This is a genomic window from Wenjunlia vitaminophila DSM 41686, from assembly GCF_000380165.1.
Classification (GTDB): Bacteria; Actinomycetota; Actinomycetes; order Streptomycetales; family Streptomycetaceae; genus Wenjunlia; species Wenjunlia vitaminophila.
In genome coordinates this window covers 18107-40747 of record NZ_KB904651.1, presented here as the reverse complement: position 1 = coordinate 40747, position 22641 = coordinate 18107, and the positions used below count along the sequence as shown (strand labels likewise).

Annotated in this window: 19 protein-coding genes; 12 read left to right on the top strand and 7 right to left on the bottom strand. The window is 72.6% G+C overall.

The features are described from left to right. Nucleotide 1: 1 nt before the first annotated feature. From A3IG_RS0105135 to A3IG_RS28655, 3 genes are all read right to left on the bottom strand, one after another. The gene (locus A3IG_RS0105135; protein WP_078500062.1) at nucleotides 2-1357 is read right to left on the bottom strand and encodes an SWIM zinc finger family protein; all 1356 of its coding nucleotides are present in this window, start codon (nucleotides 1355-1357) and stop codon (nucleotides 2-4) included. 312 nt (nucleotides 1358-1669) lie between these two features. Then, entirely contained in the window at nucleotides 1670-2947 is a 1278-nt protein-coding gene (locus A3IG_RS28660; protein ID WP_018382469.1) for an AAA family ATPase, read from the bottom strand. A 69-nt stretch (nucleotides 2948-3016) separates the two neighbouring features. Next, entirely contained in the window at nucleotides 3017-3439 is a 423-nt protein-coding gene (locus A3IG_RS28655) for an ATP-binding protein (protein WP_040910838.1), read from the bottom strand. A 138-nt stretch (nucleotides 3440-3577) separates the two neighbouring features. On the opposite strand from A3IG_RS28655, the gene A3IG_RS0105115 reads away from it, so the two are divergent. From A3IG_RS0105115 to A3IG_RS0105100, 4 genes are all read left to right on the top strand, one after another. Further along, on the top strand, nucleotides 3578-4429 hold the full coding sequence (locus A3IG_RS0105115; RefSeq protein WP_026219908.1) for a helix-turn-helix domain-containing protein: 852 nt from the start codon (nucleotides 3578-3580) through the stop codon (nucleotides 4427-4429). Further along, complete coding sequence (locus A3IG_RS0105110; protein ID WP_018382466.1) at nucleotides 4429-4617, top strand: DUF397 domain-containing protein; 189 nt, start codon at nucleotides 4429-4431, stop codon at nucleotides 4615-4617. Before A3IG_RS0105115 ends, A3IG_RS0105110 begins: the two co-directional genes overlap by 1 nt. Before the next feature lie 92 nt (nucleotides 4618-4709). Further along, nucleotides 4710-5615, top strand: a complete 906-nt coding sequence (locus tag A3IG_RS0105105; protein WP_018382465.1) for a helix-turn-helix domain-containing protein — start codon at nucleotides 4710-4712, stop codon at nucleotides 5613-5615. After that, nucleotides 5612-5800 carry a DUF397 domain-containing protein gene (locus tag A3IG_RS0105100; protein WP_018382464.1) on the top strand — a complete coding sequence of 63 codons (189 nt, stop codon included), beginning with the start codon at nucleotides 5612-5614 and terminating at the stop codon, nucleotides 5798-5800. Before A3IG_RS0105105 ends, A3IG_RS0105100 begins: the two co-directional genes overlap by 4 nt. Nucleotides 5801-5812: 12 nt before the next feature. Here A3IG_RS0105100 and A3IG_RS0105095 read toward each other — a convergent pair whose 3' ends face one another. After that, a complete protein-coding gene (locus A3IG_RS0105095; protein WP_018382463.1) occupies nucleotides 5813-7516 on the bottom strand; it encodes a chitinase in 1704 nt (567 codons plus the stop codon). Between the two features lie 334 nt (nucleotides 7517-7850). Between A3IG_RS0105095 and A3IG_RS0105090 the strand changes: the two genes are divergently transcribed. From A3IG_RS0105090 to sucD, 5 genes are all read left to right on the top strand, one after another. Next, nucleotides 7851-8954 (top strand): ATP-binding protein, encoded by a 1104-nt coding sequence (locus tag A3IG_RS0105090; RefSeq protein ID WP_018382462.1) that lies wholly within the window; start codon nucleotides 7851-7853, stop codon nucleotides 8952-8954. Next, entirely contained in the window at nucleotides 8954-11431 is a 2478-nt protein-coding gene (locus A3IG_RS34090) for a DUF5682 family protein (protein WP_018382461.1), read from the top strand. Before A3IG_RS0105090 ends, A3IG_RS34090 begins: the two co-directional genes overlap by 1 nt. A 44-nt stretch (nucleotides 11432-11475) precedes the next feature. Further along, a complete protein-coding gene (locus A3IG_RS0105080; RefSeq protein ID WP_201787544.1) occupies nucleotides 11476-12582 on the top strand; it encodes a VWA domain-containing protein in 1107 nt (368 codons plus the stop codon). A 389-nt stretch (nucleotides 12583-12971) separates the two neighbouring features. Next, complete coding sequence (gene sucC / locus A3IG_RS0105075; RefSeq protein ID WP_018382459.1) at nucleotides 12972-14147, top strand: ADP-forming succinate--CoA ligase subunit beta; 1176 nt, start codon at nucleotides 12972-12974, stop codon at nucleotides 14145-14147. A 16-nt stretch (nucleotides 14148-14163) separates the two neighbouring features. Then, entirely contained in the window at nucleotides 14164-15060 is an 897-nt protein-coding gene (gene sucD, locus A3IG_RS0105070) for a succinate--CoA ligase subunit alpha (RefSeq protein ID WP_018382458.1), read from the top strand. A gap of 91 nt (nucleotides 15061-15151) precedes the next feature. On the opposite strand, the gene A3IG_RS0105065 is transcribed toward sucD, so the two are convergent. After that, a complete protein-coding gene (locus A3IG_RS0105065; protein WP_018382457.1) occupies nucleotides 15152-16210 on the bottom strand; it encodes an aldo/keto reductase in 1059 nt (352 codons plus the stop codon). A gap of 107 nt (nucleotides 16211-16317) precedes the next feature. On the opposite strand from A3IG_RS0105065, the gene A3IG_RS0105060 reads away from it, so the two are divergent. Beyond that, complete coding sequence (locus tag A3IG_RS0105060) at nucleotides 16318-16953, top strand: TetR/AcrR family transcriptional regulator (RefSeq protein WP_018382456.1); 636 nt, start codon at nucleotides 16318-16320, stop codon at nucleotides 16951-16953. A 214-nt stretch (nucleotides 16954-17167) separates the two neighbouring features. Continuing rightward, nucleotides 17168-17848, top strand: a complete 681-nt coding sequence (locus tag A3IG_RS0105055) for a class I SAM-dependent methyltransferase (RefSeq protein WP_018382455.1) — start codon at nucleotides 17168-17170, stop codon at nucleotides 17846-17848. A gap of 55 nt (nucleotides 17849-17903) precedes the next feature. On the opposite strand, the gene A3IG_RS33565 is transcribed toward A3IG_RS0105055, so the two are convergent. Then, nucleotides 17904-19376 (bottom strand): hypothetical protein, encoded by a 1473-nt coding sequence (locus A3IG_RS33565; RefSeq protein ID WP_026219907.1) that lies wholly within the window; start codon nucleotides 19374-19376, stop codon nucleotides 17904-17906. A 145-nt stretch (nucleotides 19377-19521) separates the two neighbouring features. Between A3IG_RS33565 and A3IG_RS33555 the strand changes: the two genes are divergently transcribed. After that, nucleotides 19522-21705, top strand: a complete 2184-nt coding sequence (locus A3IG_RS33555) for a cell division protein PerM (RefSeq protein ID WP_026219906.1) — start codon at nucleotides 19522-19524, stop codon at nucleotides 21703-21705. Here A3IG_RS33555 and A3IG_RS28645 read toward each other — a convergent pair. Then, entirely contained in the window at nucleotides 21606-22592 is a 987-nt protein-coding gene (locus tag A3IG_RS28645) for a hypothetical protein (protein WP_018382454.1), read from the bottom strand. The two genes, A3IG_RS33555 and A3IG_RS28645, sit on opposite strands and share 100 nt — an antisense overlap. Nucleotides 22593-22641: the final 49 nt, after the last annotated feature.

The following is a 22641-nucleotide window of genomic DNA, read 5'->3' as shown; positions in this document are numbered from 1 at the left end:
TTCACAGCGCCACTCCCCTCGTGTCCTGTGCCTCGCCCCACACCGTGTGCGGGGTGAAGCCGCGGTGACCGCACTCGCCGAAGACGGTGACCGGGCGCCCGCCGGAGACGGCGGCCAGCCGCCACAGCCCCTGCGCACCACCGAAGCGGGCGGTCACGGGAAGCGCCTCGTCGCCGCTGGCGTCGGCCAACTGCCAACCCTCCGGGCCGGGTATCGGGACCACGTCCGCGAGAACGGTCGGCCAGGAGTCCAGCCAGGGATCTTCGACGAGCGCCTCCGCGTAACGGTCCAGTGCCTGCCCCACCGGCACCCCGTGGGGCACGGGCGAGGCCACTGGCGGACCGTGCCGCTCGCCGATCGCGGCCCGCAGCGGGCGCGCCCCCGGGAAGTAGGTGAGGTCCGCGTCGATCGAGAGACCGGTGGGCAGCGTCAACTCGGGGGCCCTGCCAGCGGCGCCGAACGACAACACCATCGCCGCCCGCCCCGTCGTCGTGCCCTGGAGCCACAGCCGGCGGGTGGTCAGCTTGCTGTCCTGGGCGTCCTCCTGGCCCAGCACCACCCACAGGTCCCGCACCGACTCGCCGACCCGCAGCACGTCGGCGGTGTCCATCGGGACACCCGCGCGGCTGCGCACCGTCGCCGCGAGCGGCTCGGGGAGCCCGTCCACCGCGAGGAGCCCCTTGACCAGCAGGTGCAGCAGGCCGAACTCCTGGAGCGTGCGGGACGGCCAGCCGGCACCGGTGGACGGGACGACGGCGAGGTTCCTGGCCCGCGACGCGAGCCCTGGTGCCTTGGCGTCCACCATCCGGGCGGCGACCTCGTCCCAGACCCCGTACCCCTCCCGGTCAGCCCCGGCCAGCCCGGCCCTGAGCTGGTCGGCGAGGCGCCGCTCGAGTTCGCCGGCCCCCTCGGCCATCTGCCGTGCCCGCCGCTCGGCCCTACGTCGCGCACCGGCCTCGTCCGCCGGGCCGGTGGCGGCCCGCACTGCCTTCTGCTCGGCCCGGCTCCGCCGGCCGTCCGCCCACTGGGCCACCCACTCCGGCGGCTCGGCCGGGGCCACCCCCGCGTCGGCCCCCGCCGACCAGAGCACCAGCAGCCCCAGGGCGTGCTTGCACGGGAACTTCCGGCTCGGGCAACTGCACTTGTACGCGGGGGCGTCGAGATCGACCACCGTCTGGTAGGGCTTGCTCCCGCTCCCCCTGCACAGCCCCCACACCGCCGTCCCCGCGCCGTCGGCCAGCACCGCGGTCCCCGTCCCGGACCACGGGCCCGGCGCCGAGAGTTTCCCCGCGGCCTTGCGTGATGCGGCATCAGGAGCAAGCGCCAACACCTGCTCCGCCGTCCAGCGTTCCTCCATGCCCACGACGCTAGGCGCCGACACTGACACTGACGCCCGGCCGCGGCGGGCGCGGCTCAGTTGAGGATCGGTGACCAGCCGTGGTCCTCGAGGAACTGGACGAACGTCCACATGGAGGTCCAGGGGTTCCGCTTCTGGTGGTCCAGGTGCTCGGGGTACCACCTGTCCAGCCGCCGGGCCCGTTCCTTAGCCGTTCACGTACAGGCGTTCGGTGACCTTCCCCTCGTAGCACACCAGGACCTTCTTCTTCGGGTCCCGAGCGGTCGTGCGGGGGCGACGGCACAGGCTTCTGTCCTTGATACGCATGGGTTCTCAGCAGCTCACTTCCACGGCGATGGCGCTCAGTAACTCCTCGTCGAAGAACGGGACAGCGCCATAGCGTCCCGACAGGTACCTCTTCTCGACGTTCTCGACGGAGCGCACCTTGTAGTCAGTCAGGGGGAAGCAGCGGGTGGCTCCGTCTTCCTTCTCGGTGAACCACACCTGGTCACGGCGCAAGCGCGCCGTGTCGTGCCCCAGCAGGGAGTGGTCGTGGGAGTTGAAGACGAGCTGGGCACCGTTCGGATTGGTCTCGGGCTCCTGGAAGAGACGGACCAACTGACTGGCCAGGTGGTGGTGGAGCCGGGCGTCCAGTTCATCCACGACCAGCACGTCCCCCGTGGCCAGCGCGTTGATGACCGGACCCGCGAGGGCCAGCCAGGTCTGGGTTCCGCTGGACTCGAGTTCCATGGGCAACTCGAACTCCCGGTCCCCCACCAGGTGGGTCACCTCCACGTCCACGCCCATGGAGATCTCGCTTGGGGAGATCTTCTCCCCCTCTATGACGCTGAGCAGATCGGCGAGTTTCGCGGCGTGCTCCGGCTGGAGCTTCCGGTCGGAGAACCGGACGTTCCCCACTCCCAGGTCCGCATACCGCAACAGGTGCAGTACCGCCTGCGCGTCGTGTTCTTCCAGGAGGTGGCGGGTTTCCTGGAGTCGGCTGTGTGCGTTCCCCTCGACCGCCACCCTCAGGTGCTTGGCGAACCAGTCGTACACCGGGAGGAGCTGGGCATGGCCATTGGCCGCGGCGGCGGAGAGGTAGAGGCTGTTGGGGCGCAGCAACCGTTCGATGAGCTTGCGTTCACCCTGGAGTCCCTGACCGAAGCGGATCGAGGTACCGCGCTTCCGCTCGAAAAGGCGGCGCTGCCGGCCTTCGGGGTAGCCGTAGAGCCATTCCTCGTGGAACTCCACGGAGTCGCACACGAAGCCGTACTGGTACCTGATCCCCTCGGCGACGAACTCGATGCCGAACTCGCTCGGCTCCTTCTCCCGGACCGGATCGAGCTGGAACGGTCGGCGGGGGATGGGGTCGTTCGGCCGCCACCGCTGGTGGGAGTTGACCACCGCCGACCTGGCGAACGCCAGCGCGTCCACGATGTTGCTCTTCCCCGAGGCGTTGGGTCCGAAGATCCCCAGGGCGGGCAGCACGTGGTGCTGGGTTCGTGGGACCGCGCGGACGGCGATGTCGTCGTGGCGGTCGGCGGCGATCGCGCTGAGCTCCTGCTCGTCACGGACCGACGCGAAGTTGGCGACGGTGAACCGGAGTAGCATTTCGTCTCCTGCCACAGTCATGGTGCGTGTCTACTGCCGCTCTGGGGCAAATTTTGCCCTGAGGCGGCCTCAGATGTGATGGCAATCAGTGAATACCCGGGCACCGGAAAGTTCGAACCACACGGACTTCCCGGGCGTGCCGGACCCGGGCCGCCAGGCGGTGACCACTCCCCATCGGTCGGCGCAGGCGTCCAGCAGGGTCAGGCCCCGTCCGTCGGTGCTGTCCGGAAGGGCCGCCGTGCGACGGGGGAGCCCGGGGCCGCGGTCCCAGACGCTGATCCGCACGGTGTCGCCGTGTCCGCGCATCCTTACGAGGGACCGCCCGTTGGAGTGGCGCAGGACGTTCCCGACCAGCTCGGAGGCGAGCAGGGTGGCGGTGTCCACCAGGTGCGGCTGCTCGTTGACGGTGAGCGCGCTGCGCAGGGTGTCGCGCACCACGCGCGCCGCGCGGGGGTCATGGGGGAGGGAAAGGGCATAGGACCAGAACGTCATGGGTTCTCCCAACGGGTAAACGTCTGGTTGCTGAGAGTAGGCTCAGTGAGGAGCACTTTGCTACCTAAAGTCGCAAACAGTGCTCCTACGATCCCTGTGTGAGTGACGCATGCGCACGGACTGTCGAAGAGAGGACGGATGGCACCAAGAAGTACGCCCACGGCTCGTCAACGGCGACTCGGCGCCGAATTGCGCACTCTGCGCGAAGACGCGGGACTCTCCCTGCTCCAGGCCGCAACGCTCCTGGGGACTGATCGGACGATGATTTCCAACATCGAGGCGGGGCGGGTCGGCGTCAGTGAGGACAGGTTCCGTCGGCTCGTGTCTCACTACCGGGTGCGAGACGCCGCCCTCGTCGAGGTGTTGGCCAGGATGGCGCGTGAACGCAAAGGGCAGTGGTGGGAGGACTATCGTGCCGCACTGCCGTCGGGTTTCGCTGATCTCGCCGAGATGGAGCACCATGCTGTTCGGCTGCGGACCGCCCAGATGGTGCACATGCCCGGACTTCTCCAGACGGAGGACCATGCCAGGGCGGTTTTCGAACTGGCGGTGCCGCCGCTTTCCCGTCTGGAGGTCGAACTGCGGGTGGCCCATCGGATGCGGCGGCAGGCGATCCTTCAGCGTGAGGCCCCGCCCCAGTACCTGGCGATCGTCCACGAGGCCGTGTTGCGCATCGGGTTCGGCGGTAGACGGATCGCGCGGGCGCAACTCAGCCACATCCTCGAGGCAACTGAGCAGGAGCACGTCACCATATTGGTCATTCCGTTCGGCCCTGATGGCTTTCCTGGGGACGGGCACACAATCGGCTACGCCGAGGGGCCGGTTCCGCAGCTCGACGTGGTGCAGGTCGATACCGAGCACGGAATGGTGTTCCTCGGCTCACCGGGTCAACTGGCGAACTACCGGGACTTGTTGGACCGGATGGAGGGCGTTGCTCTCGGTCCGGCTGAGTCACGAGAGCTGATCCACAAGGTGAAGGAGGACTGGTAATGACTCAGATCGTGTGGCAGAAATCGTCGTTCTCCGCCCAGGGCAGCAACTGCATCGAGCTGGGCCGGCCCGCCGACGGCATCGTCATGCTTCGGGAGAGTGCGGAGCCCGACACTGTGATAGCGACCTCCGCAGCCAGGGTCGGTGCGCTGGTGCGCGCGGTCAAGGCGGGGAAGCTGGCTGTCTGAAGTCGGCTTGGCCGTTATGCGGGACAGGCCGTCCACGTCATTGACCACATCCAATGGCCTGGAAGTTGAGGGGATGGCTAGTGTCGCGGCCCATGCCGCGGCGCAAGGTCATCCCGTACCTCGAAAGCGTGAAGGTGGTGGGGAGCATGGCGCCGAGGAGCACGCCGACAGCGCGACATCGGCGACTGGGCGCGGAGCTGCGGAAGCTCAGGGAGCACGCGGGGATGAGCGTCCTGGAGGCCGCCGGAGTGTTGGGCGGTGAGCGACCGTTGATCTCCAACATCGAGTCGGGTCGAGTCGGTGTCAGCGAGGAACGACTGCGCAGACTGACGACTGCCTACGGCTGCTCGGACGAGGCGCTGGTGGGGGCCCTGGCCCAGATGACGGGGTTGCGGCGGCGCCACTGGTGGGAGGAGTACCGGGGGAAGCTCCCTGCGGGGTTGTTGGACATGGCGGAGCTGGAGCACCACGCCGCCCGCATGCGTGCTGCTCAGACGGTGCACATCCCCGGCTTGTTGCAGACCGAGGACCATGCGCGGGCTGTCTTCTCCCTCGCCGTACCGCCGCTGTCCCGGCTGGAGGTGGAACTGCGGGTGGCGCATCGGATGGAGCGGAAGAGGGTTCTTGCCCAACCGGGGGCCGAGTTCTCGGCGGTACTCCATGAGGCGGCTCTGCATATGGGGTTCGGCGGTGCGGAAGTGGCGCGCGCACAGTGCCAGCACCTGCTTGACATGGGCGAACGCGAAGGGATCGACATCCAGGTCATTCCCTTCGGGACGGAGGGTTTTCCGGGAGCCGGGCAGTCGATCCTCTATGCCTGTGGCCCGGTCCCCGAGCTCGACACCGTGCAGCTCGATACGGCACACGGCGTCGTCTTCATCGACTCACCGGCGGAACTGGCCAACTACCGGAGTCTGCTCGATCTCATGGAACAGCGGTCCCTCGATCCCGAAGCATCGAGAGCAGTCATCCACAAGGCGAAGGAGCAGTGGAAATGACCGAGGTCCAGTGGCAGAAGTCGTCGTACTGCGCTCAGGGCAACAGTTGTGTGGAGCTGGCCCGTCCCTCCGACGGCACCGTCCTCCTCCGGGAGAGCGCGGAGCCCGGCACCGTGATAGCGACCTCCCCCGCCCGGGTCGGTGCGCTGGTGCGCGCGGTGAAGGCGGGGGAGGTCAGGGTCTGACGGCCGGGGAGGTCACGGCAGGGCGTGGACGTGCGGCCCCACGGTGTTGGAGAAGGCGTTGCCGTTGGTCTGGTCCCAGTTGGTGGACCAGGTCATGGCGCCGCGGATGCCGGGATAGGTGCGGCTGGGCTTGAAGGTGCCGCAGTTGGTGCCGCGGGCCAGGCAGTCCAGGGCGTTGTTGACCACGCTCGGGGCGACCTGGCCACCACCGGCCGCCCGGCTGGAGGCGGGGACGCCGAGGCCGACCTGGGACGGGTCGAGGCCGCCCTCGAGCTGGATGCAGGCCAGCGCGGTCAGGAAGTCCAGGGTGCCCTGTGAGTAGACCTTGCCGTCGCAGCCCAGCATGGAACCCGAGTTGTAGTACTGCATGTTGACGACGGTGAGGATGTCCTTGGTCTTCAGCGCGAGCTGGAAGTAGCCGCCCTGGGTGGACTGCATGTCGATGGTCTGCGGGGCCATGGTCAGCACGAAGCCGGCGCCCATCTTGCTCGCCAGGGAGTGCAGGGCCTGGCTCATGTAGGTGGGGTTGACGCCGTTCTCGAGGTCGATGTCCACGCCGTCGAAGCCGTACTCCTGGGCCAGCGCGTACGCGCTGTTGGCGAAGTTGGTGGCGGCCTCCGTGCTGCCCACGCTGATCGTGCCCTTCTCCCCGCCGACGGACAGGATGACCTTCTTCCCCTGGGCCTGCTTGGCCTGGATGTCGGCGATGAAGTCGGCCTTGGTGTAGCCGCCGAGCTTGCTGGCCAGGGTCGGGTCCAGGTTGAACGTGATGGCGCCGGGCTGGGTGGTGGCGTCGGCGAACGCGACGGCGATGATGTCGTACTGGCTCTGCACGTCGCCAAGGCGCTGGAGCGCGGCGCCGTTGTCGAAGTTCTGCCAGTAGCCGGTGAGGGCGTGCTTGGGCACGTCGCCGCCGCCGCTCGACTCCTTGGTGGTGACGGTGACCGCGGCGGACCGGGCCGACTCGCCTGCCGCGTTGACGGCGCTGACCTGGAACGAGTACGCGGTCGAGGCGGAGAGTCCGGTGACCGTGGTGGAGGTCGAGGTGGCGGTGCTGACGCGGTTGCCGTCCCGGTAGACCTGGTAGGACGTCGCGCCGGAGACCGGGTTCCAGGACAGCGGGACGGAGGACGAGGTGGGGGTGCCCGCGGTGAGCCCGGTGGGTGCGGTCGGGAGTTGTGGCGGCTCCGGGTCCTCGCCGGGGCCGGACAACACGAGGTCGTCGGCGAAGTAGGCGGCCTGGCCGTACCAGCCGTGGACGTAGACCGTCACTTTTGTTGTGTTCGCGCCAGTAGTGAAGGAGGTGTTGAGTTGGGTCCAGGTTGAGGAGCTGGTCCAGGTGCTGGGATCGGTTCCTCCGGTGCCGGTCGCGCCGAGGTAGACGTAGGGGCCCTGGACCCATCCGGAGAGCTTGTACTCGGAGTTGGGCTGGACGGTCACCTGCTGGGAGCACTGTGCGTAGTCCAGGCCGGCGGGGGCTCCAGTCAGCGCGTGGCTGCCCGTGTGTACGGTGCTGGACTGGGCGTTCGTGCCCTCCGTGCAGGTCCAGCTCCCGGTGCTGCCGGCCTCGAAGCCCGCGTTGAGTAGCAGGTTGTCGGCGGCGGCCGCGGTTCCCGTGGAGATGGCGCCGAGGCCGAACACGGTGAGGGCGGCGGTCAGGGCTCCGGTGATCAGCCGGCTGGCCCGGCGGCGACGTCTGGGTTGGGCGTGGGTCACAACGGCCTCCAACGCTGGGGGTATTGGTCCAGACCTGTCGCCAAGATGGGCTAGACCAATGAACATGTCAAGTCATTGGAAGGTCGAGTCACCGAGGATTCGCGGCTCGCTGGGTGAGCGGTTGTCAGTGCCGTGCGGCATCGTTGGTTCTGCAGTCGAGAAGACCGCGCAGACGGCCCGCGGAGTATGCGCCATCGGGGGCCGATCGGGCCGTCTGCGCCCCAACCGGTCCCGCCCGTCCCTCGGGCGCCGGCCACGCACCCACACACGCCACCGGTGCGGTTCGTCACGCCCGGAGGCTGACCGATCGCCGATCATGGGGGGTTACCCAACGATGACCACCGCGACGACCACCCGGCCGGGCGAGACGCTCCGGCCGCACGCCGAGGACGCGTTCGCCGAGGAGCTGAAGGCGCTGGCCGCCGCGGACGACCGGCCCCGCCCCGCCCGGTGGAACCTGTCGCCGTGGGCGGTCGCCACCTACCTGCTCGGCGGGACGCTGGGCGACGGCACGGTGATCACGCCCAAGTACGTCGGCCCGCGCCGGATCGTTGAGGTGGCGGTCACCACCCTGGCCACCGACCGGGCGTTGCTGCTGCTCGGAGTACCCGGTACCGCGAAGACCTGGGTCTCCGAGCACCTCGCCGCCGCGGTCAGCGGCGACTCCACGCTGCTGGTCCAGGGCACCGCGGGCACCGCGGAGGAGGCCATTCGGTACGGCTGGAACTACGCCCAACTGCTGGCGCACGGCCCCAGCCGCGACGCCCTGGTCCCCAGCCCGGTGATGCGGGCCATGCAGGACGGCAAGATCGCCCGTCTCGAGGAGCTCACCCGCATCCCCGCCGACGTCCAGGACACGCTGATCACCATCCTGTCCGAGAAGACGCTGCCGGTGCCCGAGCTCGGCGAGGAGACCCAGGCGGTGCGCGGGTTCAACCTGATCGCCACCGCCAACGACCGCGACCGCGGCGTCAACGACCTGTCCAGCGCGCTGCGCCGCCGGTTCAACACCGTGGTGCTGCCCCTGCCGGCCACGGTCGAGGACGAGGTGGACATCGTCTCCCGTCGGGTGGAGCAGATCGGCCGCTCCCTTGAGCTGCCCGAGGCGCCGGCCGGAGCGGACGAGATACGGCGGGTGGTCACCGTCTTCCGCGAGCTGCGCAACGGCCTGACCAACGACGGCCGCACCAAGGTCAAGTCACCGTCCGGGACGCTGTCCACCGCGGAGGCCATCTCCGTGGTGACCAACGGCCTCGCGCTCGCCGCCCACTTCGGCGACGGCGTCCTGCGCGCCAGTGACGTCGCCGCCGGCATCCAGGGCGCGGTGGTCCGCGACCCGTCGTCCGACAAGGTCGTCTGGCGGGAGTACCTGGAGACCGTGGTGCGCGAGCGGGACGGCTGGAAGGACTTCTACCGTGCCTGCCGGGAGATCTCCTGATGGCGGGCACCCGCGCGTCCGACCGCGGCGAGCTGGCGCTGCTCGGCGTCCGCCACCACGGGCCCGGGTCGGCGAGGGCGGTGCGGGCCGCCCTCGAGCAGTTCGAGCCGGACGTGGTTCTCGTGGAGGGCCCGCCGGAGGCGGACGGGGTGCTCCACCTCGCCGCGGACGAGCAGATGCGTCCACCGGTGGCGCTCCTCGCCCACGTGGTGGACGACCCCGCCAAGATGGCCTTCTGGCCGGTGGCGGAGTTCTCCCCGGAGTGGGTGGCCATCCGGCACGCGCAGCACCGCGGCGTTCCGGTCCGCTTCATCGACCTGCCGGCCTCGCACGGCCTCGCCATGGCCGCGGCCCGGGCGGAGCGTGAGCTCGCCGAGCGCCTCGCCGCCGAGGAGGAGGCCGCACGGGGGGAGACCGCGGAGGGGCAGGCCACGCCGGGCTCCGAGCAGGGCGGCTCCACCGACCGTGCGGGCGCGTCGGCGGACGAGGGCGCGGCGGGGGACGGGGGCTCGGAGAGGGACGGCTCGGGGGAGGACGAGGTGCGGGTCGACCCCATTCGCACCCTCGCCGAGGCGGCCGGGTACGACGACGCCGAACGCTGGTGGGAGGACGCCGTCGAACACCGCGTCGAGCAGTGCGACGGCGACGCGCTGGCCCCGTTCGAGGCACTGGCCGAGGCGATGGCGGCACTGCGTGAGGAGTACGGGGACGGCGGCCACCGGAACGACCCGGTGCGCGAGGCCCACATGCGGCTGCGGATACGGGAGGCCAGGCGCGAGTTCGACCGCGTCGCCGTGGTGTGCGGCGCCTGGCACGTGCCGGCGCTGACCGCCAGGACGACCGTGACCGCCGACCGCCAGGAGCTCAAGGGGCTGCCCAAGGCCAAGGTGGAGGTCACCTGGGTGCCGTGGACCCACCGCCGGCTAGGGCTGAGCAGCGGCTACGGCGCCGGGATCACCTCGCCCGGCTGGTACCACCACCTGTTCACCGCGCCCGACCGTCCGGTCACCCGGTGGATGACCAGGGTGGCCGGGCTGCTGCGGGAGGAGGACTTCCCGGTGTCCTCAGCCCACGTCATCGAGTCGGTGCGGCTCGCCGAGAGCCTGGCGGTCATGCGCGGCCGTCCGCTCGCCGGGCTCACCGAGGCCACCGACGCGGTGCGGGCGGTGATGTGCGACGGATCGGACGTCCCGCTGGCCCTGGTCGCCGAACGGCTCGTCATCGGCGACGACCTCGGGGAGGTGCCCGACGCCGCACCGGCCGTTCCCCTGCAACGGGACCTGACCCGCACCCAGCGCACCCTGCGGCTGAAGCCGGAGGCGCTGGAGAAGGAGTACGAGCTGGACCTGCGCGAGCCGACCGGGCTCGCCCGGAGCCAGTTGCTGCACCGGCTGAGCCTGCTGCGCATCGGGTGGGGCGAGCCGGTCAGGGGCCGGAACAACACCGGCACGTTCCGGGAGACCTGGCGGCTGCGCTGGGAGCCCGAGCTCGCCGTCTCGGTGGCCGAGGCAGGGGCCTGGGGCACCACGGTGGTCGCCGCGGCCACCGCCAAGGCGGAGGACCAGGCGGTCAAGGCCACGGCGCTCGCCGAGGTCACCGCGCTCGCCGAACGCTGTCTGCGCGCCCAGCTCCCCGACGCGCTGCCGACCGTGATGCGGGCGCTGTCCGACCTGGCCGCACTCGACGCCGACGTCGGCCACCTGGCGCAGGCACTGCCCGCCCTGGTGCGGTCCGCCAGGTACGGGGACGTGCGCGGTACCGACGCGGCGGCGCTGCGGGAGGTCGCCGACGGCCTGGCCTTCCGGATCTGTGTGGGGCTGCCCCCGGCGTGCCTCGGGCTCGACCAGGACGGCGCGCAGGAGATGCGCCAGCACCTGGACGGCGCCCACCAGGCCATCGGGCTGCTGGACAACGCCGACCTGCGCCGCCAGTGGCTGGGCATGCTCGGCTCGCTGGCCCGCCGGGAGGCCGGGACGGACACGGTCCCGGGCGTCTCCGGGCTGCTGCGCGGCCGGGCCGCCCGGCTGCTCATGGACGACGGCGAACTGGAGGCGACCGAGGCCGCTCGGCTGATGGGGCTCGCCCTGTCGCCGGGGACCGCGCCGGCCGACGCCGCGGCCTGGGTCGAGGGCTTCCTGTCCGGCGGCGGGATGCTGCTGGTGCACGACGAGCGGCTGCTCGGCCTCATCGACACCTGGCTGACCGGGGTGTCCCCCGAGGCGTTCCACGACGTGTTGCCGCTGCTGCGGCGCACCTTCGCGGAGTTCGAGCCCGGGGTGCGGCGGACCGTTGGGGAGTTGGTGCGCCGCGGCGGCGCCGGGAGGTCGGCGACCACCGCCGTGGTGGTGGGGTACAGCGGGTTCGGGGAGGTTCCGGACACGGCGCGGGCGGACAGGGTCCTGCCGGTGGTCGGTCTGCTGCTCGGGGCGTCCCCGCGGGACAGGGATCGGCAGGCAGTGCGGGGAGGCACACGGTGACCAGCGGTACGGCAGAGCGGGACGAGCGGCTGCGCCGCTGGCGGATGGTCCTCGGCGGCGGGGAGGCCGACGGCACCGGCTGCTCGCTGAGCGGCCGGGACGTCGGGATGGACCGCACCCTGGCCGCGCTGTACGGCGGCGGGGACACCGGCCGGAACGGGCAGCGTGGCGCCGGCCTCGGGGGTTCCGCCCCCCAGGTCGCCCGCTGGCTGGGGGACATCAGGGAGTACTTCCCCAGCAGCGTGGTGCAGCTCATGCAGCGGGACGCGATCGACCGGCTGGGGCTGTCCTCGTTGCTGCTCGAGCCGGAGATGCTGGAGTCCGTCGAGGCCGACGTGCACCTGGTGGGCACCCTGCTCTCGCTGAACAAGGCGATGCCGGAGACCACCAAGGAGTCGGCGCGGGTGGTGGTCCGCAAGGTGGTCGAGGACCTGGAGAAGCGGCTGGCCACCAAGACCCGCGCCACCCTCACCGGGGCGCTGGACCGCTCGGCGAGGATCAACCGGCCCCGGCACCGGGACATCGACTGGGACCGGACCATCCGGGCCAACCTCAAGAACTACCTCCCCGAGTACGGCACGGTGGTCCCCGAGCGGCTGATCGGGTACGGCCGGGCGTCGCAGGCGGTGAAGAAGGACGTGGTCCTCTGCATCGACCAGTCCGGTTCGATGGCCGCATCCGTGGTCTACGCCTCGGTGTTCGGGGCGGTGCTCGCCTCGATGCGCAGCATCAACACCAAGCTGGTGGTCTTCGACACCGCGGTGGTGGACCTCACCGAGGAGCTCGACGACCCGGTGGACGTCCTGTTCGGCACCCAGCTCGGCGGGGGTACCGACATCAACCGGGCGCTGGCCTACTGCCAGTCCCTGATCACCCGTCCGGCGGAGACCGTCGTGGTGCTGATCAGTGACCTGTACGAGGGCGGGATACGCAACGAGATGCTCAAACGGGTGGCCGCGATGAAGGGCGCGGGCGTGCAGTTCGTCGCCCTGCTCGCGCTCTCCGACGAGGGCGCCCCGGCGTACGACCGGGAGCACGCCGCGGCGCTGGCCGCACTGGGCGCGCCGGCGTTCGCCTGCACCCCGGACCTGTTCCCCGAGGTGATGGCGGCGGCCCTGGAGAAGCGTCCGGTTCCGGTGCCGGAGGGCTGACCCCACCACGGGTCCGGGGGCGGTGGCCCCCGGACCGCCGTCCGGGCAGATCGACTCCACCCACCGACTCGCCAAGCCGCGGGCCGCCGGGAAACGCCCCGGACCGCCGCCGGGCGACCCCCGGCGCGGGCGCCGCTCCTCGGCTTCGCGCCGTCGTGCGGGGCCGGGCGGGTTCCGCGCGTCCGGGCGGTTGTGACCGTTCTCACCGCCGTGGGTGTGACCCGTAATTTAGGCAGGCCCGAGGGGCGGGGATAACCTGCGAGGCGGACATGCCGCGTGCTCGGCCGACGTGTGCGCCCTGAAGACGTCTCGATTCGTCACGTACGACCGTGGCGGCACGCCCACGCAAGCAACGGATCGCGATTCACCACACAAGGGGACGGACGCGCGTGGACCTGTTCGAGTACCAGGCGAGGGATCTCTTCGCCAAGCATGGCGTACCAGTACTGGCCGGTGAAGTCGTCGACACGCCGGAGGCCGCACGCGGGGCCGCCGAGCGGCTGGGCGGCCGGGCCGTGGTCAAGGCCCAGGTCAAGATCGGCGGTCGGGGCAAGGCCGGCGGCGTGAAGCTGGCCGCCGACCCCGACGACGCCGTGGCCAAGGCGGGGCAGATCCTGGGCATGGACATCAAGGGGCACGAGGTCCGCAAGGTGATGCTGGCGCAGACCGCCGACATCGCCGAGGAGTACTACGTCTCCTACCTGCTGGACCGTGCCAACCGCACCTTCCTCGCCATGGCCTCGGTCGAGGGCGGCATGGACATCGAGCAGGTGGCGGCCACCAAGCCGGAGGCACTGGCCAAGATCCCGGTGGACGCCATCCAGGGCGTGGACAAGGACAAGGCGCGGGAGATCGTGGCCGCGGCCGAGTTCCCGCAGGACGTGGCCGACCAGATCGCCGACGTGCTGGTGACGCTCTGGAAGGCCTTCGTGGCCGAGGACGCGCTGCTGGTCGAGGTGAACCCGCTGATCAAGTCCGGCGACGGCAGGGTCATCGCGCTGGACGCCAAGGTGTCCCTGGACGCCAACGCCGATTTCCGCCAGCCGGACCACGCGGCGCTCGAGGACAAGGCCGCGGCAGACCCGCTGGAGGCGGCGGCCAAGGCCAAGGGGCTGAACTACGTCAAGCTCGACGGCGAGGTCGGCATCATCGGCAACGGCGCCGGCCTGGTGATGAGCACCCTGGACGTCGTCGCCTACGCCGGGGAGCGGCACGGGTCGGTCAAGCCCGCCAACTTCCTGGACATCGGTGGCGGCGCGTCCGCCGAGGTGATGGCCAACGGCCTGGAGATCATCCTCGGCGACCCCTCGGTGAAGTCGGTCTTCGTCAACGTCTTCGGCGGGATCACCGCCTGCGACGCCGTCGCCAACGGCATCGTCAAGGCCCTGGAGCTGCTGAAGTCCAAGGGCGAGGACGTGACCAAGCCGCTGGTCGTGCGGCTGGACGGGAACAACGCCGAGGAGGGCCGGCGAATCCTCACCGAGGCGAACCACCCGCTGGTGGAGCAGGTGGACACGATGGACGGCGCGGCCGAGCGGGCCGCCGAGCTCGCGGCTGCGAAGTAGGGACGGGCGTCACAACATGGCTATCTTCCTCACCAAGGAGAGCAAGGTCATCGTCCAGGGGATGACCGGCTCCGAGGGGACCAAGCACACCCGCCGGATGCTCGCCTCCGGCACCAACGTCGTCGGCGGTGTGAACCCGCGCAAGGCCGGCACCACCGTGGACTTCGACGGCACCGAGGTACCGGTGTTCGGCTCCGTCAAGGAGGCCATGGAGGCCACCGGCGCCGACACCACCGTGATCTTCGTTCCGCCGAAGTTCGCCAGGGACGCGGTGATCGAGGCCATCGACGCCGAGATCGGCCTCGCGGTGGTGATCACCGAGGGCATCGCGGTGCACGACACCGCGGCGTTCTGGGCGCACGCCGGCGCCAAGGGCAACCGGACGCGGATCATCGGTCCCAACTGCCCGGGCCTGATCAGCCCCGGCCAGTCCAACGCCGGCATCATCCCCGCCGACATCACCAGCTCCGGCCGGATCGGCCTGGTCTCCAAGTCGGGCACCCTCACCTACCAGCTCATGTACGAGCTGCGGGACCTCGGCTTCTCCACCGCCGTGGGCATCGGTGGCGACCCGGTGATCGGGACGACCCACATCGACTGCCTGAAGGCGTTCGAGGAGGACCCGGATACCGACCTCATCGTGATGATCGGTGAGATCGGTGGCGACGCCGAGGAGCGGGCCGCGGCCTTCATCAAGGAGAACGTGACCAAGCCGGTCGTCGGCTACGTCGCGGGCTTCACCGCCCCGGAGGGCAAGACGATGGGCCACGCCGGCGCGATCGTGTCCGGTTCCTCCGGCACCGCGCAGGCGAAGAAGGAGGCCCTGGAGGCGGCCGGCGTGCAGGTCGGCAAGACGCCTTCGGAGACCGCGCGGCTGGCGCGGGCCAAGCTCGCTGGGGGAGCGGGGGCGTAACCCGCGTCCCGGGACAGCAGCAGCCGAGGGGGCGCCGAGCCGACGGGCACGGCGCCCCCTCGGCGTTCGCGTAAGTGACGTGTGGCCCACGTCAGGCAGCGGTCGGAGGGGTGCGGTCAGCCACCGGCGGGTTGAGGCGGGCGAAGCCCTCCTGGCGCTGGTAGGGGAAGTACGGGTAGGGCGCTGGCCTGTTGCTCGCCGCGTTGAGCTTGGCCATCTGGTCGGGCGTGAGCGCCCAGCCGACGGCACCGAGGTTCTGGCGGAGCTGCTCCTCGTTGCGGGCGCCGATGATGACCGAGGAGACGGTGGGCCGTTGCAGGAGCCAGTTGATGGCGATCTGCGGAATGGTCCTGCCGGTCTCCTGCGCGACCTCGTCGAGGGCGTCCACCACGCGGTAGAGGTGCTCGTCCTCGACCGGTGGACCGTAGTCGGCGGTGCGGTGCAGCCGGCTGCCGGCGGGTAGCGGTTGGCCGCGGCGGACTCCGCCGGTGAGCCGTCCCCAGCCGAGCGGGCTCCAGACGAGTGCCCCGAGGCCCTGGTCGAGCCCGAGGGGCATCAGTTCCCACTCGTAGTCGCGGCCGATGAGGGAGTAGTAGACCTGGTGGGCGACGTAGCGGGGGTGGCCGTGCCCGTCCGCGATCGCGAGGGACTTCATCGCCTGCCAGCCGGAGAAGTTGGAGACCCCCAGGTAGCGGACCTTTCCCGCGCGGACGAGGTCGTCGAGGGCGGACAGGACCTCCTCGATCGGCGTGCCGGCGTCGAAGGCGTGCAACTGGAACAGGTCGATGTGGTCAACGCCCAGCCGGCGCAGCGCGTCCTCGCACGCGGTGATCAGGCGTGACCGGGAGGAGCCCGCGTCACCCGGGCCGTCACCCATCGGCAGGCTGGTCTTGGTGGACACGAGAACCCGGTCCCTGCGGCCCTTGATGGCCTCGCCCAGCACCTCCTCGGACGCGCCGCCGGAGTAGACGTCGGCGGTGTCGAACATCGTGACCCCGGCGTCCAGGCAGATGTCCACGAGGCGGCGTGCCTCTCGAGCACCCGTGTTGCCCCAGGCGCCGAAGAGCGGTCCCCGGCCTCCGAAGGTGCCGGCGCCGAAACTCAACGCGGGGACCCTGAGCCCGGATGCACCCAGCCGTCGGTATTCCATGGTCACTCCTCGATCCCCTCAGCTACCGCGACTAACGGTGCTGTAGTTCCGTTAATATGGTCCTCAAGGTAGCAGATGTCGACGGTTAACGAAACTGGAGTCCCGTTATGGCTGCTGAGGGTGCGGAAGGCGCGGAGCCGGGAACCGTCCGGCCGGGGGGGCGCACGGCGCGGGTTCGGGCGGCGGTGCTCCGGGCGGCCGGGGACACCCTGGCCGAGCGGGGGTTCGCCCACTTGGACCTCGCCGACATCGCGCGCCGCGCCGAGGTGGGCAAGACGACCGTCTACCGTCGCTGGGGGACGGTGACCGGCCTGGTGGCCGACCTGCTGACGGACATGGCCGAGCAGTCGCTGCCGCGCACCGAGACCGGCTCGTTGCTCGGCGACCTCAGGGCCAACGCCCGGCTCGTGCAGCGCACCCTGGCCGACCCGCGGCAGGGGGCGCTGTTCAAGGCGGTGATCGCGGCCGCCACCTGTGAGACCAAGACCGCCGAGGCCCTGCGGCACTTCTACGACGTCCGCGTCGAGGAGTGGGCCCCCTGCGTTCAGCAGGCCGTCGACCGGGGCGAGGTGCCCGGGGGCACCGACACCCACGAGGTGGTCCGCGCCGTCTCCGCCCCCCTCTACTACCGCCTGCTCACCAGCGGCGAACACCCTGACGAAGCCGCCGCGGACCGGGCCGCAGAAGCCGCCGCGGCCGCGGCACGCGCGGGGGCGTACCTGCGGAACGAGGGGCGCGTGTGATCGACCCGCCCGCGGGGGCGGCCTCGGCGTGGCCGGGGAACGGGCCGACCGTGCCGCGGCCCGCGGCGGCGTCGCCCGTGGCTCCGGCGTCCGCCGGGGCAGGGCGTGAACGGCGTGAAACGATGCGGAACGCCGGGTCCGGCCGGTCCCCGGTGGGGCGGCGCAGCCGCGCCGCGACACCCGGCCGGGGCCCACCACTTCCGAGGAGCGATCCATGCAGGCCGAACAGGACGGAGAGGCGCGGACACGGGGGATCTGGGAGCGGGCGGCGCCGCACTACGACCGGCGGATCCGCCTCTACGACCGGTACCTGGTCCGCGACGGCCGCGCCTGGGTCTGTGGCCAGGCGCGGGGACGCGTGCTCGAGGTGGCCGTCGGCACCGGGCTGAACTTCCCCTGCTACGCGCGGGACACGGAGCTGACCGGCGTGGACCTGTCCCCGGCGATGCTCGGGCGCGCCCGCCGACGGGCCGGCGAACTCGGGGTGCGCGTCACGCTCACCGAGGCGTCCGCCACCGAACTCCCCTTCCCCGACGGCGCCTTCGACACGGTGGTGTGCACCCTGGCCCTGTGCTGCATCCCCGACGACCGCACGGCGGTGGCGGAGATGCGCCGGGTGCTGCGAACGGGCGGCACCCTGCTGCTCATCGACCACGTCGTCAGTCACCACCCCGTGGTCCGGGCGGTACAGCGCCTGATCGACCCGCTGTCGGTGCGGGTGGCCGGCGACCACCAGCTACGTCGGCCGTTGCACCTGGTCCGGGAGGCCGGGCTGGTGGTCGTCCACCGGGACCGGTACTCCCTCGGCACGGTCGAGCGGCTCGCCGCCGTCAAGCCCGCCACACCCACACCCGCGCCCGCTTCCGGGCCGGTCACGGCCACGGGGAACCCCTGACGGCGGCCCGGCGCCCGGGCGCGACCGGGCGCGGGGCCGTCGCGGCACGCCCGGGTCACCGCGGCGGGGAGGGCGGGGGGTTCGCCGGCACCGGCACGGGTGGTGACTGCTGCGCGGGGGCGTGGACGGGGGTGGGGGAGTGGGTGAGGTGGTTCACCACCGAGACGACGGCCACCACCAGGGCCACGACGGCGAGCAGGGCGAGCACGGCCAGCACCGTCCGCCGGGCCTGCTGTTCCTCCGCGGCGCGCACCTGGGCGGGGGGCCGGGGGGAGACGTCCATCGCCGAGGCCGCCTCGGCCAGCAGCCGACCCACCCGGGCCGGGAACTCGGGGTGTTCGGGGTCGGCTCCCGCGAGGGCGGGCACGGTGGAGCACAGCGCGTGGTGGGCGTGGACGAGGCGCCACCCGGCGGCCGCGGTGCTGGCCTCCAGTTCGGCGGCGGCCTCCGGAAGGTCGAGGCCAAGGCCGTCGTAGAGCAGGACCGCCCGCCGCTGGGCCGGGGGGAGGGCGAGCAGGGCGGCGGCGACCTCGGGACCGCCCGGCGGGTCACCCGGCTCGGGGGCGGTGCTCTCCGCCGGGGCAGTCGAGGGGGGAGCATCCGGCGCGGCGGCTGGGGCGGCGGCGGGGGCGGCGGGGGCGGCTGGGGCGGTGGCGCCGGTTCGTGGGGGGTCCGCCACGGCGGCCTCCGAGGTGCCCGGGGGTCCCGACGGGGCGGCTGACGGTGCCTCCACGGCGACGGCGGGCGGCCCGTCTCCGACGTGGTCCGGCCGGGGCCGCGGCCTGGCACGCCGGCGCGGCTTCCTCCGGCCGGTGCGCCGCGCCCCGGCCCCGCCGCCGGGTGACATCTCGTCAGGGGGAGGCGTCCCCGGGGCGGCCGTGGTGCCGACCGGGGAGTCGGGGGCGGGGGAGTCGGGGGCCGGGGGGTCCGTGTCGGCGGGGCGGTCCGCGGCGTGGCCCGCGGCGGTTCCGTTGTCCTCGGCGGGGTCGCCCGTGGTTCCGCCGTCCGCCGCGGCGAGGGTCTGCGCCGTGGCGGGGAAGGCCGCGGAGACGGGAGCGTTCCCCGACACCGCGGAGGGGCCGGAGCCGGTGGCGGCGGGTGTTCCGTCGGGGGGCGGCGCGGTGCGGGGTGCGCCGGCAGGGGGCGTGGCCGTCGTGGGGGCGGCTGCGGGCGGGTTGCCGGCGTCCGGATCGGGAGGGGGTGGGGGCCGCCCCGTCCCGGCGTCCTGGTGCGGCCGGTTGGCCGTGGCCCGTCGCCCGCACCGGACGCCCCGCCAGGGGTCGAGGAGGACACGGCGCTGCCACGGGGAGAGGGCGTAGTCGTACCCGGCCGTCCGCAGCCAGCCCTCCGGCTGTGGGTCAACGGCGATCTCGGACCAGTGCCGCCACGCCCGGCCGTAGGCGTGGTCCACGGCCTGCTCGGTCAGCTCCCGGTCCCCGGTGAGCAGGAGCAACTGCCGGGTGAGCGGCTCCACCGTTCGCGCGTAGAGGTCATCGAACGCGCGGGCGATGGGATCGGCCTGGTTCACGACGCTGGCCCGACGAGCCGGTCGGCGTGCCCGACCATCGCGGCATATCGGATGAAAATGCACATAGCCCTATCTTCTGCGACACGACTGTCATGTGCCTACTAACCAGGCGGATAGGGTGCCGTGTCCGGCAGCATGGGGCGACGTGAGCCAACTGATCGGTCCTCCGACGCCCCGGTCCCCGACCCGTCGGCCGGGGACCACCCGGCCTCCGGCCGACCACCCCCTCCCGGCGGCTCTCTCCGGGCTGCTCGGCGGGGTCCTCGCGGCCGGACTCGGTCTGGGCGTCATCGCCGTGGTGGTGCTGTTCCTGTGGGTCACCTCCCCGTCCTCCGGGGGCGATCCCGGCGCGGCCCTGCGCGTCGCCGCGAACCTGTGGCTGCTCGCCCACGGCGCGGACCTCCTGCGCACGGTCACGGTCAGCGGCGATCCCGCCCCGGTGGGCCTGACGCCGCTCCTGCTGTCCGCCCTGCCGCTCTGGCTGCTCTACCGTTTCGGTGGCCTCGCCGTGGAGGGGCACCTCCCCGCCCCGGCCGCCCGCGGGGCCGTTGACGACCCGGACGCGCGTGAGCCCCGACAGCCTCCCGCCGAGCCCCAGCCCCAGCCCCAGCCCGAGCCCCAGCCCCAGCCCGAGTCCGAGTCCGAGCCCGAGCCAGGGGCCGAGCCAGGGGCCGAGCCAGAGCCAGAGCCCCAGCCCCCGCTCCCGGGCCGTTCCGGACCCGCCGGCGCGGTGGCCTGGCTGGTTGCCGGCTACTGCCTGGTCGGCCTGGCGGCAGTGCTCTACACCTCGACCGGCCCCCTGCGCAGCCGTCCACTGAGCGCACTGGTCGTGATGCCGCTGGTCGCCGGGTTCTGGGCCGGTGCCGGTGCCTGGTCGGTGCTGGGCTGTCCCCCGGTGTCCCCGTCCGCCGTGCGCCCGTTGCTGGTCCGCCTGGCCGGGACACGCCGGTCCGTCGTCGGCTCCGGGGTTCCGACGCCCACCTCCGTGGCGCGCCGGGCGGTGCTACGGCTGCCCACGGGCCGCCTCCCGCGGACGCCCCGGAAGGACGGGGACCGCGGCGGAGCGGCCGGTCGGGTGGGGGCGTGCGCCGGCGGGGCGCTCCCCGGCGACGGGCTCGTCCCCGGCGCCCGGCTGACCGTGGCCCTCCGGGCGGCGGCAGCCGGGACGTTGACGCTGGTCGCGGGGGGAGCGCTGCTCACCGCGGGCTCCCTGGCCGGGCACGCGTCGGCGGCCAGCGCGGCGTTCTCCGACCTGAGCGGGTCGTTCTCCGACCGGCTCGGGGTACTGGCGCTCGCCCTCGTCCTGCTGCCCAACGCGGCGGTCTGGGCCGCCTGCTACGCACTGACCCCGGGGTTCGCCGTGGGAACGGACACGGTGGTGGCGCCGGCCGGGGCGCGGTACTCCGAGCTCCCCCGGTTCCCGCTGTTCGCCGCTCTCCCGGGGCAGGGGGACGGCGGCACCGCCGGCTGGCTGACGCTGATGGTGCCGATCACCGCGGCCGTGGTGGTCGTCGCCGTGGTCGCCCGGGGGATGCGCGCGTTGCCGCCGGCGCGGTGCGGCGTTCCCGGGGCGGCGGCGGTGGCGGGTCTGTCGTCGGTGGGCGTCGGAGTCGCCACCGCCCTCCTCGCCGCCTGGGCGTCCGGGCCGCTGGGGGAGCACCGCCTGGCCGAGTTGGGACCCCTGTGGTGGGCCACGGGCACCGCGGCGTGCTGCTGGACCCTCGCGCTCAGCGTCCCGCTGGTCCCGGTGGTCCGCTGGTGGCAACTGCGCGGTGCCCCGGCCCCGGCCGCGGCGGAACCGACCGCGTCGCCTCCCGTCCGCGGCGCTCCGCCCCCGACGGGACCGCTGCCCACCCCACCGGCCGCCGCCGGGCCGGCGGCGGCGGCCGGCCCGCCTGGTGGGGAGGAGGTCGGGGTGGCGACCGGTGCGGTCGAGCGGCGCGCGCACCCGTTGCTGGTGCGGTTCACCAAGGCGCTGCCGGGCCCGTGGGGCAGCCCCCACGGGCGCGCACCGGTCCCGCCCCGACGCGGGAGCGCCCCGCCGGAGCGGCCCGACCGGGCGGCCCGCTGGGAGCGGCTGCGGGTGGCCTCCGGAGGACTGGTGCCGCCGTTCCCGGCCGCCCACCCCGAGGACGGCCCGCGGGAGGACGCCCCGCGGGAGGACGGCCCGCGAACGGAGCGGGACGACACCGGCGGGGCGGCCGGCTCGGACCGCGACCCGCCGTTGGGTCAGCCGTTCTCGCCGGCCACGCGCTCCACCCAGGACGGGATCTTGTCGTCGCAGGAGGCGCGGGCCGCGGAGGTCAGCGAGTCAGAGACGCACTCGTAGTAGTCGCGGTAGACGATCTGCAGGCCGAACAGGCCGAACACCATGGCCAGGGCCACGCCACCGGAGACCAGGCCGCTGATCGCGGTGGCGAACTGCGGCCTCGAGGTGGTCCGTCCGCTCCGCCCGGCTCCGGCGGGGCCGGCGTCGGGCTGGCTGCGGTTGAACGCGGAAGCCGGAGCCGTCTGGTTGTTCCTGGACGGACCCCGACCGCGCAGCGAGCTGATGCCCCAGTGGACGGCGAGCGCTCCGAGCAGCAGCGCCAGGTACGGGATGCTGAAGATGACGAAGAAGAACGCCCACATGCCGCTGAGCAGCGCGTAGCGGGCGCGGCGCTGGGTGGGGTCGGTGACGTCGAACCGGGTCCCGCCGGAGCCGCCGTTGCGGGAGCCGTCACCGCTGTCCCGCTGCTCCGGCCGGCGGGCGCCCCAGGGCACGGGCCGCCGCTGGTCCGGCTGGTCCCCGCCGGCGGGGGGCCGCTGGCGCTGGTCCGGAGGGGTGCGGGGCTCCCAGGGGCGGTCCGGGGCCCCCTCGGGAGGCGGGGCGAACGGGTTGTCCTGGTCGCCGTGGTCGGTGGTCGTGCCACCGGTCTGGCCCTGCTGGTCGTTCGACGCCAGGGGCTGGTCGTTCGACGCCAGGGGCGGACGGGAGCCGTGCGCCATCACCACCACGCGGACGCCCCCGGGGCCACCGGCCGCCGCGGGCCGGAACCCCACCGGGCTCCCCGGTCGGCTGGTGGACCGTGCCGGGGAGGCAGCCACGACGGACGCGGCGGTCGCGGTGGGCGCGGCGGTCGCCGGACCGCCGGAAGGCCCCGCGGCCCAGGGGCCGCTGAGGCAGAAAGTGCGGCCGTTGCTCATGGTGGTGGCGCCAACCCCTCGTTGCTGCATCGGTGAATACGTCCTCTTTCGTTCCGCCCTCGCCTCAGACGCTACCCCG